The 14,607-nt window shown below is 70.1% G+C and carries 17 protein-coding genes and 1 pseudogene; 15 read left to right on the forward strand and 3 right to left on the reverse strand.

Features of this window, described 5'->3' with window-relative positions; genetic code table 11:
- The 7 genes and pseudogenes from ACFQ4O_RS09050 to queC form a co-directional block, all read left to right on the forward strand.
- Positions 1 to 200 (forward strand): annotated as a pseudogene (locus ACFQ4O_RS09050) (glycosyltransferase family 2 protein); the annotation flags it as partial.
- A 114-nt stretch (positions 201 to 314) separates the two neighbouring features.
- Positions 315 to 584: an RNA-binding protein gene (locus ACFQ4O_RS09055; RefSeq protein ID WP_378775372.1), complete on the forward strand. Its 270-nt coding sequence runs from the start codon at positions 315 to 317 to the stop codon at positions 582 to 584.
- Positions 585 to 634: 50 nt separating this feature from the next.
- The gene (locus ACFQ4O_RS09060) at positions 635 to 1,639 is read left to right on the forward strand and encodes a P63C domain-containing protein (RefSeq protein WP_378775373.1); all 1,005 of its coding nucleotides are present in this window, start codon (positions 635 to 637) and stop codon (positions 1,637 to 1,639) included.
- Positions 1,640 to 1,711: 72 nt separating this feature from the next.
- Entirely contained in the window at positions 1,712 to 2,098 is a 387-nt protein-coding gene (locus ACFQ4O_RS18270) for a hypothetical protein (protein ID WP_449288998.1), read from the forward strand.
- 123 nt (positions 2,099 to 2,221) lie between these two features.
- Positions 2,222 to 2,854, forward strand: a complete 633-nt coding sequence (gene queE, locus ACFQ4O_RS09070) for a 7-carboxy-7-deazaguanine synthase (protein ID WP_378775374.1) — start codon at positions 2,222 to 2,224, stop codon at positions 2,852 to 2,854.
- Positions 2,855 to 2,867: 13 nt separating this feature from the next.
- A complete protein-coding gene (gene queD / locus ACFQ4O_RS09075) occupies positions 2,868 to 3,224 on the forward strand; it encodes a 6-carboxytetrahydropterin synthase QueD (protein ID WP_378775375.1) in 357 nt (118 codons plus the stop codon).
- The gene (gene queC / locus ACFQ4O_RS09080) at positions 3,221 to 3,931 is read left to right on the forward strand and encodes a 7-cyano-7-deazaguanine synthase QueC (RefSeq protein WP_378775376.1); all 711 of its coding nucleotides are present in this window, start codon (positions 3,221 to 3,223) and stop codon (positions 3,929 to 3,931) included. The genes queD and queC overlap by 4 nt, the downstream gene beginning before the upstream one ends.
- Before the next feature lie 10 nt (positions 3,932 to 3,941).
- On the opposite strand, the gene ACFQ4O_RS09085 is transcribed toward queC, so the two are convergent.
- From ACFQ4O_RS09085 to ACFQ4O_RS09095, 3 genes are all read right to left on the reverse strand, one after another.
- Positions 3,942 to 4,886: a DUF6492 family protein gene (locus ACFQ4O_RS09085; RefSeq protein ID WP_378775377.1), complete on the reverse strand. Its 945-nt coding sequence runs from the start codon at positions 4,884 to 4,886 to the stop codon at positions 3,942 to 3,944.
- On the reverse strand, positions 4,883 to 6,043 hold the full coding sequence (locus tag ACFQ4O_RS09090) for a Gfo/Idh/MocA family protein (RefSeq protein WP_378775378.1): 1,161 nt from the start codon (positions 6,041 to 6,043) through the stop codon (positions 4,883 to 4,885). The genes ACFQ4O_RS09085 and ACFQ4O_RS09090 overlap by 4 nt, the downstream gene beginning before the upstream one ends.
- Positions 6,044 to 6,286: 243 nt before the next feature.
- Complete coding sequence (locus ACFQ4O_RS09095; RefSeq protein WP_378775379.1) at positions 6,287 to 7,069, reverse strand: 3-hydroxybutyrate dehydrogenase; 783 nt, start codon at positions 7,067 to 7,069, stop codon at positions 6,287 to 6,289.
- A 196-nt stretch (positions 7,070 to 7,265) separates the two neighbouring features.
- On the opposite strand from ACFQ4O_RS09095, the gene ACFQ4O_RS09100 reads away from it, so the two are divergent.
- The 8 genes from ACFQ4O_RS09100 to ACFQ4O_RS09135 form a co-directional block, all read left to right on the forward strand.
- Positions 7,266 to 8,069 carry a TSUP family transporter gene (locus ACFQ4O_RS09100; protein WP_378775380.1) on the forward strand — a complete coding sequence of 268 codons (804 nt, stop codon included), beginning with the start codon at positions 7,266 to 7,268 and terminating at the stop codon, positions 8,067 to 8,069.
- Positions 8,070 to 8,108: 39 nt separating this feature from the next.
- On the forward strand, positions 8,109 to 8,600 hold the full coding sequence (locus ACFQ4O_RS09105) for a hypothetical protein (RefSeq protein WP_378775381.1): 492 nt from the start codon (positions 8,109 to 8,111) through the stop codon (positions 8,598 to 8,600).
- 92 nt (positions 8,601 to 8,692) lie between these two features.
- Positions 8,693 to 9,472 carry an AcvB/VirJ family lysyl-phosphatidylglycerol hydrolase gene (locus ACFQ4O_RS09110; RefSeq protein WP_378775382.1) on the forward strand — a complete coding sequence of 260 codons (780 nt, stop codon included), beginning with the start codon at positions 8,693 to 8,695 and terminating at the stop codon, positions 9,470 to 9,472.
- 173 nt (positions 9,473 to 9,645) lie between these two features.
- Positions 9,646 to 9,843, forward strand: coding sequence for a 50S ribosomal protein L35 (rpmI, locus tag ACFQ4O_RS09115; RefSeq protein WP_020187175.1), 198 nt, complete (start codon positions 9,646 to 9,648; stop codon positions 9,841 to 9,843).
- A gap of 63 nt (positions 9,844 to 9,906) precedes the next feature.
- Complete coding sequence (gene rplT / locus ACFQ4O_RS09120) at positions 9,907 to 10,266, forward strand: 50S ribosomal protein L20 (protein ID WP_378775383.1); 360 nt, start codon at positions 9,907 to 9,909, stop codon at positions 10,264 to 10,266.
- A 227-nt stretch (positions 10,267 to 10,493) separates the two neighbouring features.
- Positions 10,494 to 11,585: a phenylalanine--tRNA ligase subunit alpha gene (gene pheS / locus ACFQ4O_RS09125; protein WP_378775384.1), complete on the forward strand. Its 1,092-nt coding sequence runs from the start codon at positions 10,494 to 10,496 to the stop codon at positions 11,583 to 11,585.
- 243 nt (positions 11,586 to 11,828) lie between these two features.
- Positions 11,829 to 14,246, forward strand: a complete 2,418-nt coding sequence (gene pheT / locus ACFQ4O_RS09130; protein WP_378775385.1) for a phenylalanine--tRNA ligase subunit beta — start codon at positions 11,829 to 11,831, stop codon at positions 14,244 to 14,246.
- A gap of 93 nt (positions 14,247 to 14,339) precedes the next feature.
- The coding region (locus tag ACFQ4O_RS09135; RefSeq protein ID WP_378775386.1) for a MarR family winged helix-turn-helix transcriptional regulator at positions 14,340 to 14,607 on the forward strand (268 nt) is incomplete at its 3' end.

Below are 14,607 nucleotides of genomic sequence, written 5' to 3' on the forward strand. Positions count from 1 at the left end.
CCTCGCCGCGCGCCACCCGCTGGCGGGTGCGCGCCGTGGCCGCGGTCCAGACGGCGGCGCTCGCCGCCCTGTCGCCGGTCGTGGCCCTGAGGGGCCGCGACGCCTGGGCGGACCACACGGTCCGTCTGGCCGGCGTGCTGGGCAAGCTCTCCTTCGGCGGCATGTATCCGGTCTATCGCGAGGCCGACGCCGCGCGCTGAACGACCGGCGCCGCCGGGTAGTGTCTCAGTTTGAAATCGGACACCCTCGACCACTGCCATCGTGTGGCCGAATTCCGTGCTGTGCTAACCAGCAAGCATCAGGAAGTTTCGAGTATGCCCAAAGGCCACAAGGGCGAAAAGCGACCTACTGATGTGATCGGCAACGCCGTCCACGTCATGCGCATTGCCATCGGCGAGGAAGCCGACGACGTGATTGACGATGGCAAAGACCATGCTGCGAAAGCGCTCGGCGCCGAGTGCGGAAAGAAGCGCACCGAGAACATGACGCCAGAGCGGCGCGCCGAGATTGCCAAGAAGGCTGCGCAAAAGCGCTGGGGAAAGCAGCAAGCATGGCCGCCGATTTTTTTTGATGCTTGCTTTTAAATGAGAGCAAGCATAGGATATTCCCATGCAGCAAGCATGGGGCGATCCTCGTGAACGAAACTCCACAGAGCAAAGGCGGTCGCCGTCGAGCGGCGACCTTATCCGCTGACGAGCGCAGCGAGATAGCAAGCCAAGCCGCCAAGACCAGATGGGACAACGCTAAGAAACTGCCGAAGGCCACCCATGGGTCAGCAGACCATCCCCTGAAGATCGGCGACATTGAAATTCCCTGCTACGTTCTGGAAGATGGAACTCGCGTTCTGTCCCAGCGAGGTACTCTTGGTGGCCTCGGCCTGAGCCAGGGCAGCTCTGGCGGAACTGGTGGTGATCGACTAGCTAGTTTTGCTACGGGAAAAGCCATTTCTCCCTTTATTTCCAGTGAATTGCTGGCGCTGATCGAGAACCCGATTAGGTTCCGGCATCCGGGCGGCGGCGGTGCAGCGTTTGGATACCCTGCAACGATCCTCCCTGAAATATGTGAGGCTGTTCTGTCCGCGCGCCAAGCCGGGGCATTGCAGCGTCAGCAGATGCACATCGCAGCGCAGTGCGAAGCCCTGGTGCGGGCCTTTGCAAAGGTCGGTATCGTCGCGTTGGTCGACGAAGCAACTGGCTACCAGTCGGCTCGGGATCGCGATGAGTTGCATCGCTTATTGTCAGTGTACCTCTCGGAAGAGCGTTTAGCTTGGGCCAAGCGTTTCCCCGATGAGTTCTACAAACAGATTTACCGACTGAGAGGGTGGAAGTGGCCGGTAGGTAAGGCAAAGACACCGTTACTTGGTCATATCACGAACGATATTGTCTACGATCGCCTGCCGCCGGGAGTTCTACCTAAATTGAGAGAACTCAATCCCACGGATGAGGAAACTAAGAGGCGCAAGCATCGCCATCACCAATTCCTTTCAGAAGAGGTTGGGCAGCCTGACTTGCGGGATCATATACTCCAGATCATACCGCTAATGAAGGTCTCCAGAACTTGGGATGGGTTCAAAAGGCTCGTGGACGTAGCCTTCCCCAAAAAAGGGACACAAATCGAGTTGGATATTGAAGATGAATAATTATACCTGATGCTAAACATAAAAGATGACATTAATAAATTTCCTCTCGCCAAGCGCGTCTAAATCCTCAGCATGCTCTGCGAGGAGGCGTCCATGCGGTCGACCTCTCGCGTAGCAGACGTGAGCATCAACACCGTAGCAAAGTCGCTAGTGGACGCCGGCAAGGCGTGCGCGATGTTCCACGACGACACGGTCCGCGACCTCACGATGCGCAGCTTCACCCGCCTGACGAACGCCTTCTCGAAAAAGTTCAAGAACCACGTTCACATGGTCGCGCTTCATACCGTCTGGCACAACTTCGTGAAGATGCACGCGACGCTGCGCACGACACCAGCGATGTCAGCAGGTGTGGCAGATCGGCTTTGGTCGATGGAAGACGTTGCGGCGATTGTCGAGAGCGCCGCGCCGAAGGCTGGGAAGCGCGGCATGTACAAGACGGCACCTCAAATCTCAAACTGAGACACTACCCGCCGCCGACCGGAGGCGACAGCGCCCGCGCGAGAGGGTATTGACAGCCCGCGCATGTCCCTTTCGCCGCGCGGCGGCTGAGGGCGTGCGCCATGTCCAGCGCGATCCGGTCTCATGAGCTACGCGGTCAAGGAACTCTTCAAGACGCTGCAGGGCGAGGGCGCGCAGGCGGGCCGCGCCTCGGTGTTCTGCCGCTTCACGGGCTGCAACCTGTGGAGCGGGCGGGAGGCCGACCGCGCGCGCGCCGTCTGCCGCTTCTGCGACACCGACTTCGTCGGGACCAACGGCGACGGCGGCGGCCGCTTCGCCGACGCCGGGAGCCTCGCCGACGCCATCGCCGCGGCCTGGGACGGCGCGCCCGGCCCGCGCTACGTGGTGTTCACCGGCGGCGAGCCGCTGCTTCAGCTCGACGCCGCGCTGACGGCCGCGGTGCGCGCGCGCGGCTTCGAGGTGGCGGTGGAGACCAACGGCACGCAGGCCCGCCCCGAGGGCGTGGACTGGCTCTGCGTCAGCCCCAAGGCCGGCGCGCCGCTGGCGCTTTCCGGCGGCGACGAGTTGAAGCTGGTCTATCCGCAAGCGGGCCTCGACCCGGCGGCGTTCGAGCCGCTCGCCTTCCGGCACTTCTTCCTTCAGCCCATGGACGGGCCGGAGCAGGCTGAGAACGTGCAGGCGGCCATCGCCTACTGCATGGCGCATCCCCGCTGGCGCCTCAGCCTGCAGACGCACAAGATGATCGGCATTCCGTAAGAGATTGGGACCCATGAGGATCGTTCAGGCCTTCACCTTCGAGGCCGCCCACCGGCTGCCCAACGTGCCCCCCACGCACCGCTGCCACCGCATGCACGGCCACTCCTACCGGGTGGAGCTGACGCTCGATGGTCCAATCGATCCCGCCACCGGCTTCGTGGTGGACTTCTTCGACGTGGAGGCCGCCTTCGGCCCGGTGCTGAAGCGGCTCGACCACCACACGCTGAACGAGATCGAGGGGCTCGAGAACCCGACCGCTGAGTTGATCGCGCTGTGGATCTGGGACCGGGTGAAGCCGGACCTGCCGCTGCTGGCTCAGGTGAAGGTGTTCGAGACCCCGTTCTGCTGGGCGGAGCACGACGGCGCATGACCGCGCCCGCCGACGACGGCGCGCTGGTGCTGTTCTCCGGCGGGCAGGACAGCGCAACATGCCTCGCCTGGGCGCTCGACCGCTTCGCGCGGGTGGAGACGCTGGGCTTCGACTACGGCCAGCGCCACCGGATCGAGCTCGACCGGCGCGCGATGCTGCGCGCGGGCCTCGCCGACCAGAACCCCACATGGGCGGAGCGGCTTGGCGAGGACCACACCCTGTCGCTGCCCGTGCTGGGGGAACTCTCCGAAACGGCGCTGACCCGGGACGTGGCGATCGAGACGGAGGCCGGCGGCCTGCCCAACACCTTCGTGCCGGGCCGCAATCTCGTCTTCCTCACCTTCGCGGCGGCGCTCGCCTGGCGGCGGGGCCTGCGCCGCATCGTGGGCGGCATGTGCGAGACCGACTTCTCCGGCTATCCCGACTGCCGGGACGACACGATCAAGGCGCTGCAGGTGGCGCTGAACCTCGGCATGGAGCGCCGCTTCGTGCTGGAGACGCCACTGATGTGGCTGGACAAGGCCGAGACCTGGGGCCTCGCCGAGAGCCTCGGCGGCGCGCCGCTGGTCGACCTGATCGTGGAGGAGAGCCACACCTGCTATCTGGGCGAGCGCGGCCGGCGCCACGCCTGGGGCTACGGCTGCGGCGCCTGCCCCGCCTGCGAGCTGCGCGCCCGCGGCTGGTTCGCCTACCGCGCGGGCGCCTGAGCGCCCGGCGTCAGGCCCCGGCGTCCTGCCGCGCAGCCTGCGCCTCCACCCGGCGGTAGAGGTCGAGCCGCCGTTCCAGCGACAGCGGGATGGTGGACTGGATCAGGCAGGACACCTGCTCGGGCCGCACCGAGGCGACGAAGGCGTCCTCGTCGGCCGCGCTGTCGAAGTTTTCCGTCCAGCGGGAATGGCACAGCGAGCGGTCGTCGGCGTAGAGCCCCGCGGCGTCGAGCCCGGTCACCTTGTCCGCATGGACGCCGTAGAGCACGTATTCCGCGAAATGGGGCGTGCGGGCCAGCGCCACGTCCCAGCGCTTGCCCGTGACCTGCTCGATCCGCGCGATCATGGCGACGAGCGACGAGCGGCGCCACACCACCAGCGCGTCGATGTATTCGGCGTCATAGAAGTCGCTCGGCGGCAGGCCGAGCAGCCGCCCGGCGGCGGCGTGCCACAGGCGGTGCCCGGACGTGTCGGTCGGCTTCGGGTCGCGGTAGAGCCGCACCCTGTCGCCCCGAACGATCCGCTCCGGCCCGAACGGGCGGATGAAGGCGTTGTCGCTGTCCACATGCACCACCACGTCGGTGGTCGCGGCGGCGGTGGCGGCGATCTTGATCATCTGCTGCGCGATCCAGCCGCGCACCGGCAGACTGTAAGGCGTGAGATAGACGTTGCGGCGCGGCAGGCCGAGCCGGGCGCGCCAGCGCGGCGAGGGCATGGGCGCGCGGAAGAACCAGCGCGGCAGATAATCGTCCTCGGACACCACCCGCCGCCGCGCCCCCGCGAGCGGCGCGAACAGCGGCAGGTCGCGGGCCGGCACGATCAGCCAGTGCTCGATCTCCGGCGCGACGAAACGGTCCACGCTGTCGCACAGCGCCCGGCAGGCGTCGAAATCGCCCTTGAACGAGCAGGTCGAAAGGCGGGCCGTCAGCGGCGCGGCGGTCACGGCCGACGTCATGTGGCCCAGTCCATGGGCGCGATCGGCGCGAAGGTGGAGCGCACGGTGGCCGGACGCTCGAACCGGTCCGGGTGCTGCAGCATCTCGGTGACCTCGGTCACATGCACGGCGAAGTCCTCGTCCAGCCGGCAGCGGCGGCCGTCGCGGACGGCCTCGGCCAGTTCGGCCACCCCGCGGGCGAAATCCATGGTCGGCCGTCCCCGGCCCCGGCGCAGCGCGATCTTGCGCAGCGGCGGCACGGTGGAGGCCGCGAGGCCCGCGCCGAACCGGCGCTCCAGCATGCGCCCCAGCCGGCCCTGCTGCGATTTGCGCAGCCGCACCGGGGAGGCGTAATCCCACGGCTCCTTCATCTCCAGCGTCCCGTCCTCGCCGATGATCCGCATGCGGTGATCATAGGGCGCGACGATGGAATTTGTGATCCGCGCCACGACGCCGCCGTCGAACTCCAGGCAGCCGACCGAGAAATCCGGCGCCGGATGGGGCAGCGGCGGCTCCGTGCGCTTGTCGGGGATCAGCAGCGACGAGAACGACGTCACCCGCCGAACGGGTCCGAACATGGCGGCGAAGACGGTGATGGCGTAGCCCGCATGCTCGAAGGTGCAGCCGGTCTCGAACTCGTTGCGCGCCGGCCAGGGCCGCCCGCTGACGCTGAGCCAGCTCTTGTAGTCGGTGCGGTGGATCATGCCGTCGTCGAGCTCGGCGTAGGCGAGCGCCACCCGGCCCACGTCGCCGCGCCGCACCGCCGCCCAGGCGGTCTGCGCGCTCTCGCCCAGCACGTTGCAGGGCGCGGCCGACAGGCGCACGCCCGCCGCCTGGGCCGCGTCGCGCATGCGCTCCGCCTCGGCGGTGGTCATGCCGAGCGGCTTCTCGGAATAGACGTGCTTGCCCGCTGCGATCGCCTGCGCCGTCACCTCGGCGTGGCTTTCGGGCGTGGTGAGGTTGACGACGATCTCGACCTCGCGGTCGGCCAGCGCCTCGTCCAGCGCGCGGTAGGCCCGGTCGCTCCAGTAGCGGGAGTAGACGCCGAGCCGCTCGGCGTCCCGGTCCCACACGCCCACGAGCCGCAGGCCGGGATGGAGCGGGAAGCACTGGCGGTAGTAGTCAGCCACATAACCGCAGCCGACCACCGCGATCCCCGTCGCGGGGCCTGTCGACATGGAATCGCCCTCATGGACATGACGCTCGCGCGGCAGTCTTGACGGCGGAACCTTGCGGAAGGGCTAAAGCGCCCGTCTGCCCCCTCTTGTCCCGGCCTTGAGCCGGGACCCAGAACCTCAACGCTTTCCAGAAAAGGCGCGACGGCCGGGCCGCTTTATTCTCAGGCGTCGGCGTGTCTGGGTCCCGGCTCAAGGCCGGGACAAGGAAGGGGCGCGCCACGCCTTCGGGCCGGGGTCGCCCGCTCAGGCGGCGGTCCAGCCGCCGTCGATGGGGAGCGAGGCGCCGGTGATGTTGGCGGCGGCGTCCGAGCACAGGAACGTCACGAAGGCGGCCACCTGCTCCACGGTGACGAACTGCTTGGTGGGCTGGGCGGCGAGCAGGACGTCCTTCTTCACCTGCTCCTCGGTCAGGCCGCGGGCCTTCATGGTGTCGGGGATCTGCGCCTCCACCAGCGGCGTCCAGACATAGCCGGGGCAGATGGTGTTGGCGGTGATCCCGGCCTGGGCCACCTCCAGCGCCAGCGACTTGGTGAAGCCCGCGACGCCGTGCTTGGCGGCCACGTAGGCCGACTTGTAGGGCGAGGCCACCAGCGCATGGGCCGAGCCGGTGTTGACCACCCGGCCCCAGCCCTTCCGCTTCATGCCCGGCAGCGCCGCCTTGGTGGCGTGGAACACCGCGCTCAGGTTGATGGCGATGACGCGATCCCAGGCGGCGTCGGGGAACTCATCCACCGGCGCCACGTGCTGGACGCCCGCGTTGTTGACCAGAATGTCGACCGCGCCGAACCGCTTCTCGGCCGCCGCGACCATGGCCGCGATCTGCTCGGGCTTCGTCATGTCCGCCGGATCGTAGAGCGCCTCGACCCCGAACTCGGTCTCGATGGCCGCGCGCGCCGTCTCGATCTCGGCCGCGTCGCCCAGCCCGTTGAGGACGACGTTCGCGCCCTCGCGGGCGAGCGCGCGGGCGACGGCGAGGCCGATGCCGCTGGTGGAGCCGGTGACGAGCGCGGTCTTGGTCTTCAGCATGCTGTCCTCCCTTAAAGACGGCCATGGCCGCCCGTTCCATCAGTCGCAAACGCGCGGCCGCTCCGCAACGCGCGACCGACGGGCGCGGGTCCGCCCTGCGCGCCGGGGCCCTCGCCTTTCGGGCCTATGGCCGCTATGCCTCCCGGCGCTCCGCGCGCGGCGTTTCGCCCGAGGCGGAGGCTGGAGCGCCCCCTCTGTGTCCTTTTCCCTTGAAACGCTGCTGCTGTTCTTCGGCGCCGGCCTGTTCGCGGGCGTGGTGGACGCCATCGCCGGCGGCGGCGGGCTGATCACCCTGCCGACCCTGCTTCTGGGCGGGCTCGATCCGGTGTCGGCGCTCGCCACCAACAAGCTGCAGGGCTCGGTCGGCACCGCCACCGCCACCTTCCGCTTCACCCAGGCCGGCATGCTCGATTTCCGCAACCGGGAGACCTGGCGGCTGGCGCTGAGCTCGTTCGGCGGCGCGGCGGTCGGCGCGGCGCTCGTCACCGTGGCGCCGGTGGAGGCGATGCGGGTCGGCCTGCCCTTCCTGCTGATCGTGGTGGCGCTCTACTTCATCTTCGGGCCGGGCCTGTCGGACGTGGACGGACGGCCGCGGATGACGCCCACCGCCTTCGCGCTCGGCGTCGCCATGCCCATCGGCGCCTATGACGGCGTGTTCGGCCCCGGCACCGGCTCGTTCTTCATGATCGCGCTGGTGGGGCTTGCGGGCTTCGGCGCGGTGAAGGCGGTCGCCCGCACCAAGCTGCTCAATCTGTCGTCCAATCTCGCCAGCCTGATCATCTTCGTCATCGGCGGCCACGTGGTCTGGACGGTGGGCGCCGCCATGGGCGCCGGCGCGCTGATTGGCGCCCGGCTCGGCGCGGGCCTCGCCCTGAAGCACGGCGTGAAGCTGGTGCGGCCGCTGGTGATCGTGGTGGCGCTTGCGCTCAGCCTGCGGCTGATGCTCGATGCCGGGCACCCCGTGGGAGCCGCGTTCTGGGCGGCGATCGCCGCCCGCTGACACCTCGCCCACCACGATCGCCTGTCAGGACCGCCCGCCATGCGTCTCGCCCTCGCCTTCGCCGCAAGCCTCGCCGGGACGCCCGCCTTCGCCGTGGACGCCAAGCCCTGCTCGGGCTTCGCCTGGGACGTGAGCGCCGACGTGACGGCGATCGCCGCGGCGGAGATGGTCCCGAGCGGATCGGCGATCCGCCCGGCGCCCGCCGCCGCGGTGCGGCTGCTGCTGACCGAGGCGGACAAGGCGGGGCTCGTCCTCCCGCCGGAGCAGAAGCCGGCGCCGGCGGCGCTGGCCGGCGCGCTCAGGTTCGAGGCCAAAGCCGGCGCCTGGCGGGTGACGACCACCGAGCGGGTCTGGTTCGACGTGGTGCAGGACGGCGCCCCGGCGCGGCCGCTCGGCTTCAGCGGCGACCCTACCTGCGAGGGCGCGCGCAAATCCATGCGCTTCGAGCTGAAGGACGGCCCCGCGACGCTGCAGATCAGCGGCGCGCCGAGCCGCACCATCGGCGTGGCGGTGACGGCGGAGACGCCCTGACGGCCGCACGGGGAGAAGCGCCTTCGCGGCGCCGCATTCGACGCGCGTTCTGCGCCGATCGCGGCGGGTGAGCCGCGCCGGAACCGCCGCCCATGACGTATCGCCGAGCCCTTCTCGCCTTCGTCGCCACCTTCGCCGTCGTGGCCTATCCGGCGGCGCACAAAACCCTCACCCACTGGCTGCCGGGCCTCAGGCAAGCGCATCTGCCGCCGGGCGAGACCCTGCCGGAACTCGCGGACCTGCCGGTGGTGGCGGTGGCGCCCAAGGGCCCGCCGCGGGCGCTCGCGGTCATCGTCACCGGCGGCGGCGGCTGGGCGACCATCGACCGCAAGCTCGCCAAGGGCTTCGCGGAGGACGGCGTCGCCACCATCGGCCTCGACAGCCTGCGCTACTTCCTCACCCCCCGCTCCCCCGACGAGGTGGGCGCGGACGTGGGCCGCATCATCGAGACCGCCCGTCGGCTCTGGAACGTCAGGGACGTGGCGCTGGTGGGCTACTCCTTCGGGGCCGACACCGCGCCCGTGGCCTACAACCGGCTGCCGGCGGAGGACCGGGCGCTGGTGCGCTCGGTCGCGATGCTCGGCCTGTCGAACACCGCCGACCTCGCCATGGGCGTGGCGAAGATCGCGGCGCGGTTCGAGGGCTACCCGAAGCCCACCGTCCCGGAGGTGATCGAGGCGAGCGCGGCGCCGGAGCGCCCGACGCTGATCTGCGTCTACGGCGCGGGCGAGCAGGCCGAGGGCCGCACCCCCTGCCCCGGCTTCGATCCCGCCCGCGTGACCCTGATCGAGACGCCCGGCGGCCACCACTTCGACGGCGACTACGACCGCATCGCCCGCGCCATCTCCGCCACCCTGAAGCCCCGCGCCTGACCCGTTGCAAACCGCCGTCATGGCGCGTATAAGCCCGGCTTCCGCGCGCGCCCGGCCGGTTATGGGCTGCCGTGGCGCGCCCAATCTTGCTCGAAGCCTCGGGCCTGGCCGCCTCTCCTCATCGGGGATAAGCGACCGCACGCCGGGGTTTCTCCATCTTTTCGGAGAGCGAAATGCCCAAGATCAAGTCCAAGTCGGCGGCGAAGAAGCGCTTCCGCTTCACCGCGACCGGCAAGGTCATCTCCGCCCAGGCCGGCAAGCGCCACGGGATGATCAAGCGCACCAACAAGCAGATCCGCAACCAGCGGGGCACGACCATCCTGACCCCGCAGGACGCGCGGATCGTCCGGACGTTCCTGCCCTACGGCTGACGCGACCGCCTGCTTTCAGCACGCGCTTTTCCCGAACACCTGAGATCACGAGAGATTTGACCCATGGCTCGCGTTAAACGGGGCGTCACGTCCCACGCCAAGCACAAGAAGACGCTCGCCGCCGCGAAGGGCTTCTACGGCCGCCGCAAGAACACGATCCGCGCCGCCAAGGCCGCCGTCGATCGGTCGATGCAGTACGCCTACCGCGACCGCAAGAACAAGAAGCGCACCTTCCGCGCGCTCTGGATCCAGCGCATCAACGCCGCGGTCCGCGAGCACGGCCTGACCTATTCCCGCTTCATCGACGGCCTCGCCAAGGCCGGCATCGAGGTGGACCGCAAGGTGCTGTCCGAGCTCGCGATCGCCGAGCCCGCCTCCTTCGGCGCCCTGGCCGCCAAGGCCAAGGCCGCGCTTCCGGCGTGAGGCCTTCCGGGCCTCGTCCGTGAGGCCCGGACCGGACGTTACGAACAAGCCAAGCGACGTCGCCCCGGCCAGAGCGCCGGGGCCCCTCTCCCCCTCCGCCGCCGGAGCTCGTCGAAGACGCGGGGGACATGGATCGCGGCGCAGCGGCCGCGGTGGCGCCCGGCGCGGGTCTCAGACCCCGCGCTTCCCTGTCGTTCCGGCGGCCTTCGCAGAAGACCGCGCCGCCGATGACCGACCTCGCAAGCCTTTCCGCCCTTGAAGCCGACGTTCTGGCCGCCGTCGCCGGCGCCGCCGACGAGGCCGCGCTCGAATCCGTGCGCGTGGCCGCCCTCGGCAAGAAGGGCTCCGTCTCCGAAAAACTGAAGACGCTCGGGACCATGTCCCCGGACGAGCGCAAGACCTTCGGCCCGGCGCTGAACGCGCTGCGCGACCGGGTGGCCGGCGCGCTCGCCGACCGCAAGACGGCGCTGGCCGACGCTGCGCTCGAGGCCCGGCTGGCCTCGGAGCGGCTCGACGTCTCGCTGCCCGTGCGCGAGAGCGCGCTGGAGACCGGCCGCATCCATCCCGTCAGCCAGGTGATGGAGGAGATCGCGGCGATCTTCTCCGCCATGGGCTTCTCGATCGCCGAAGGGCCGGACATCGAGACCGACGAGCTGAACTTCACCGCGCTGAACTTCCCCGTGGGCCATCCGGCGCGGGAGATGCACGACACCTTCTTCCTGCCCGAGAAGGCGAACGGCGAGCGCCTGCTGCTGCGCACCCACACCAGCCCGGTGCAGGTGCGCGCCATGCGCGCGGGCACGCCGCCGATCCGCGTCATCTGCCCGGGGCGCACCTACCGCTTCGACATGGACCAGACCCACACGCCCATGTTCCACCAGGTGGAGGGCCTCGTCATCGACGAGAGCGCCCATATGGGCCACCTGAAATGGGTGCTGGAGGAGTTCCTCAAGACCTTCTTCGAGGTGCCCTCGGTGGAGCTGCGCTTCCGCCCGTCCTTCTTCCCCTTCACCGAGCCGTCGATGGAGGTGGACGTGCGCTGCCGCAAGCTGCCGAACGAGGTGCGCATCGGCGAGGGCGACGACTGGCTGGAGATCCTCGGCTGCGGCATGGTGCACCCGAACGTGCTGCGCAATTGCGGGCTCGACCCCGACAAACATCAGGGCTTCGCCTGGGGCATGGGCATCGACCGCATCGCCATGCTGAAATACGGCATGCCGGACCTGCGCGACCTGTTCGCCGCCGACGCCCGCTGGCTCAGCCATTACGGCTTCCGCCCGCTCGACTTCCCGACGCTCGCCGCCGGCCTGTCGTCCTGAAACGCCGATGGAGAGGCCGGAGCACGCCTGAAACTCACGTCATGCCCGCCGAAAGCGGGCATCCACGACTTGGCCCGGCGTAAAAACCCCGAGCGTTAACGTCGTGGATGCCCGAGACACGCTCGGGCATGACGGCGACCGTGAAGGCTAAAAACCGGCTCTGAACCTCCGCCGACCGTCCTGATGATCCCCGGCTCACCGCTTATCCTGCGGCCGGGCCGACGCCCTGAGGGCTTAACGCAGATGAAATTCTCCCTCTCCTGGCTGAAAGAGCATCTCGGCGGCGACGCCGACCTCGGCCTCGTGACCGACACCCTGACCCGCGTCGGGCTCGAGGTGGAGGACGTGGAGGACAAGGCGGGCGAGCTGTCCGCCTTCGTGGTCGGCCACATCCTCGACGCCACGCGCCATCCCAACGCCGACAAGCTTCAGGTCTGCTCGGTGGATGTGGGCAAGGGCGCGCCGCTGCAGGTGGTGTGCGGCGCCCCGAACGCCCGCGCCGGCCTCAAGGTGGTGTTCGCGGCCCCCGGCACGGTGGTGCCGTCGTCCGGCGTGAAGCTCGGCGCCTCCGAGATCCGCGGCGTCGCCTCGGCGGGCATGCTGTGCTCGGCGAAGGAGCTCGGCCTGTCGGACGAGAGCGAGGGCATTCTGGAGCTGCCGGCGGATTCGCCGGTCGGCCGGCCGTTCGCGCCGCTGGTCGGGCTCGACGATCCGGTGATCGAGATCGCGGTGACTCCGAACCGGCCGGACTGCCTCGGCGTCCACGGCGTGGCGCGCGACCTCGCCGCCGCCGAGATCGGCGAACTGCGCGAGCCGTCGATCCGCGCCGTGCGGGGCGGCTTCCCCTGCCCGGTGGCCGTGCGCTTCGACTTCGGCGACACGGAGCCGCTGGCCGCGTTCTTCGCGCTCCGCCTCGTGCGCGGCGTGACCAACGCCGCCTCGCCCGAATGGATGCGGCGGCGCCTCGCCAGCGTCGGCTCCAAGCCCATCAACGCGCTGGTGGACGTCACCAACTATCTGAGCTTCGACCGCGCCCGGCCGCTGCACGTGTTCGACGCCGCCAAGGTGACCGGCGACCTCGTGGTGCGCCGCGCCCGCGCCGGCGAGACGCTGGTGGCGCTCGACGGCAAGACCTACGCGCTCGACGCGACCATGTGCGTGATCGCCGACGACGCCGGCCCGCAGGCCATCGCCGGCGTCATGGGCGGGCTCGCCACCGGCTGCGACGAAACCACCACCGACGTGCTGATCGAGAGCGCGCTGTGGGATCCGCTCTCCGTCGCCCGCACGGGGCGCGCGCTGAACCTGAACTCCGACGCCCGCCACCGCTTCGAGCGCGGCGTCGATCCCGCCTTCGCCCTGCCGGGGCTGGAGCTCGCGACCCAGCTCGTGCTCGACATCTGCGGCGGCGAAGCCTCCGAGATCGCGACCGCGGGCGAGGTGCCCGAGCGCGACCTGATCATCGACGTCCCCGTCTCCGAGGTGAAGCGCCTCACCGGCCTCGCCCTCACCCCCGCCGAGGTGAAGGCGCCGCTGTCGCTGCTGGGCTTCTGGGTGACCGGCCAGGGCGAGAACCTGAAGGTCGCCGTGCCGAGCTGGCGGCCCGACGTGTCGGGCAAGGCCGACATCGTGGAGGAGGTGGTGCGCATCGTCGGCCTCGACCGGCTGGTGGCGACGCCGCTGCCGGCCGCCTTCGGCTCCGGGCCGAAGCTGTCGCCGGTCCAGCGCCGCGCCCGCGTCGCCCGCCGCACGCTCGCCGCGCGCGGTCTGGTGGAGGCGGTGACGTGGTCCTTCGTGTCCAGGGCGCAGGCGGACGCCTTCGGCGGATCGAAGCCCGAGCTTGCGCTCGCCAACCCCATCGCCGCCGACCTGTCGGACATGCGCCCGAGCCTGCTGCCGGGCCTGATCGCGGCCGCCCAGCGCAACGCCGACCGCGGCCTGCCCGACACGGCGCTGTTCGAGGCGGGGCAGGTGTTCTGGGGCGACCGGCCCGAGGACCAGAAGATCGCCGCCGCCGGCCTTCGGCGCGGAACCGCCAAGGCCCGCGGCGCCGGACGCCACTGGGGCGAGGCCGCCGCGGCCGTCGACGCCTTCGACGCCAAGGGCGACGCGCTGGCGGTGCTGGCGGGCCTCGGCCTGCAGCCCTCGGCGGTGCAGATCGCGCAAGGCGCCGCCCCGGCCTGGTTCCATCCCGGCCGTTCGGCCGCGCTGCAGCTCGGCCCCAAGGTCGTGCTCGGCGCCTTCGGCGAGCTGCACCCGCGCACGCTGCAGGCGCTCGGCGTCTCCGGGCCGCTGGTGGGCTTCGAGCTGATCCTCGACGCCCTGCCCCAGCCCAAGGCCAAGCCGACCCGCGCCAAGCCGCCGTTCGAGGGCTCGGCCTTCCAGCCGCTCAGCCGTGACTTCGCCTTCGTGACCGACCGCGACACGCCGGCGGGCGAGCTGATCCGCGCCGCGCTCGCGGCCGACCGCAAGCTCGTGACCCGGGTCGATCTGTTCGACCGCTACGAGGGTCCGGGCGTGCCGGAGGGCAAGGTCTCGCTCGCGCTCGCCGTGACGCTGCAGCCGCGCGACAAGACCCTGACCGACGCCGAGATCGAGGAGGTCGCGGCCCGTATCGTCGCGCAGGTGAGCAAGGCGACCGGCGCCACCCTGCGCGGCTGACCCCGCTTCGGCGTTCCCAGCCCCGCCGCTGACGCGGGGCTGGGGCGCATAGGACCGCTCGACAGCTATTAGATAGCGAACTATCTAATAGCCATGTCGATCGCGCCGACCCCTCCTCTTCCCGCCGAATTCGGCTACCAGCTCGGCCTCGCGGCCCGGCGCTGGCGGCGCGCGCTCGACGACGCCCTCGCCTCGGAGGGCCTGACCGACGCCACCTGGCGGCCTCTGGTGCATCTGGCGCGGCTCGGCGACGGCGCCCGGCAGAACGATCTCGCCCGCTCGCTCGGCATCGAGGGCCCGACGCTGGCGCGGCTGCTCGACCGGCTGGAGGCGGCCGGGCTGGTGCGCCGGGGCGAGGACC

The organism is Methylopila musalis (assembly GCF_042679725.1).
GTDB classification, from domain to species: domain Bacteria; phylum Pseudomonadota; class Alphaproteobacteria; order Rhizobiales; family Methylopilaceae; genus Methylopila; species Methylopila musalis.

Bases quoted from the DNA above. Each gene is read 5' to 3' on its own strand.
- ACFQ4O_RS09095 (WP_378775379.1), bottom strand. From the start codon at position 7,069: ATGCTGAAGACCAAGACCGCGCTCGTCACCGGCTCCACCAGCGGCATC.
- queC (WP_378775376.1), top strand. From the start codon at position 3,221: ATGACCGCGCCCGCCGACGACGGCGCGCTGGTGCTGTTCTCCGGCGGG.
- ACFQ4O_RS09055 (WP_378775372.1), top strand. From the start codon at position 315: ATGCCCAAAGGCCACAAGGGCGAAAAGCGACCTACTGATGTGATCGGC.
- ACFQ4O_RS09105 (WP_378775381.1), top strand. From the start codon at position 8,109: ATGCGTCTCGCCCTCGCCTTCGCCGCAAGCCTCGCCGGGACGCCCGCC.
- ACFQ4O_RS09085 (WP_378775377.1), bottom strand. From the start codon at position 4,886: ATGACGTCGGCCGTGACCGCCGCGCCGCTGACGGCCCGCCTTTCGACC.
- pheS (WP_378775384.1), top strand. From the start codon at position 10,494: ATGACCGACCTCGCAAGCCTTTCCGCCCTTGAAGCCGACGTTCTGGCC.
- rpmI (WP_020187175.1), top strand. From the start codon at position 9,646: ATGCCCAAGATCAAGTCCAAGTCGGCGGCGAAGAAGCGCTTCCGCTTC.
- queD (WP_378775375.1), top strand. From the start codon at position 2,868: ATGAGGATCGTTCAGGCCTTCACCTTCGAGGCCGCCCACCGGCTGCCC.
- queE (WP_378775374.1), top strand. From the start codon at position 2,222: ATGAGCTACGCGGTCAAGGAACTCTTCAAGACGCTGCAGGGCGAGGGC.
- rplT (WP_378775383.1), top strand. From the start codon at position 9,907: ATGGCTCGCGTTAAACGGGGCGTCACGTCCCACGCCAAGCACAAGAAG.
- ACFQ4O_RS09090 (WP_378775378.1), bottom strand. From the start codon at position 6,043: ATGTCGACAGGCCCCGCGACGGGGATCGCGGTGGTCGGCTGCGGTTAT.
- pheT (WP_378775385.1), top strand. From the start codon at position 11,829: ATGAAATTCTCCCTCTCCTGGCTGAAAGAGCATCTCGGCGGCGACGCC.
- ACFQ4O_RS09110 (WP_378775382.1), top strand. From the start codon at position 8,693: ATGACGTATCGCCGAGCCCTTCTCGCCTTCGTCGCCACCTTCGCCGTC.
- ACFQ4O_RS18270 (WP_449288998.1), top strand. From the start codon at position 1,712: ATGCTCTGCGAGGAGGCGTCCATGCGGTCGACCTCTCGCGTAGCAGAC.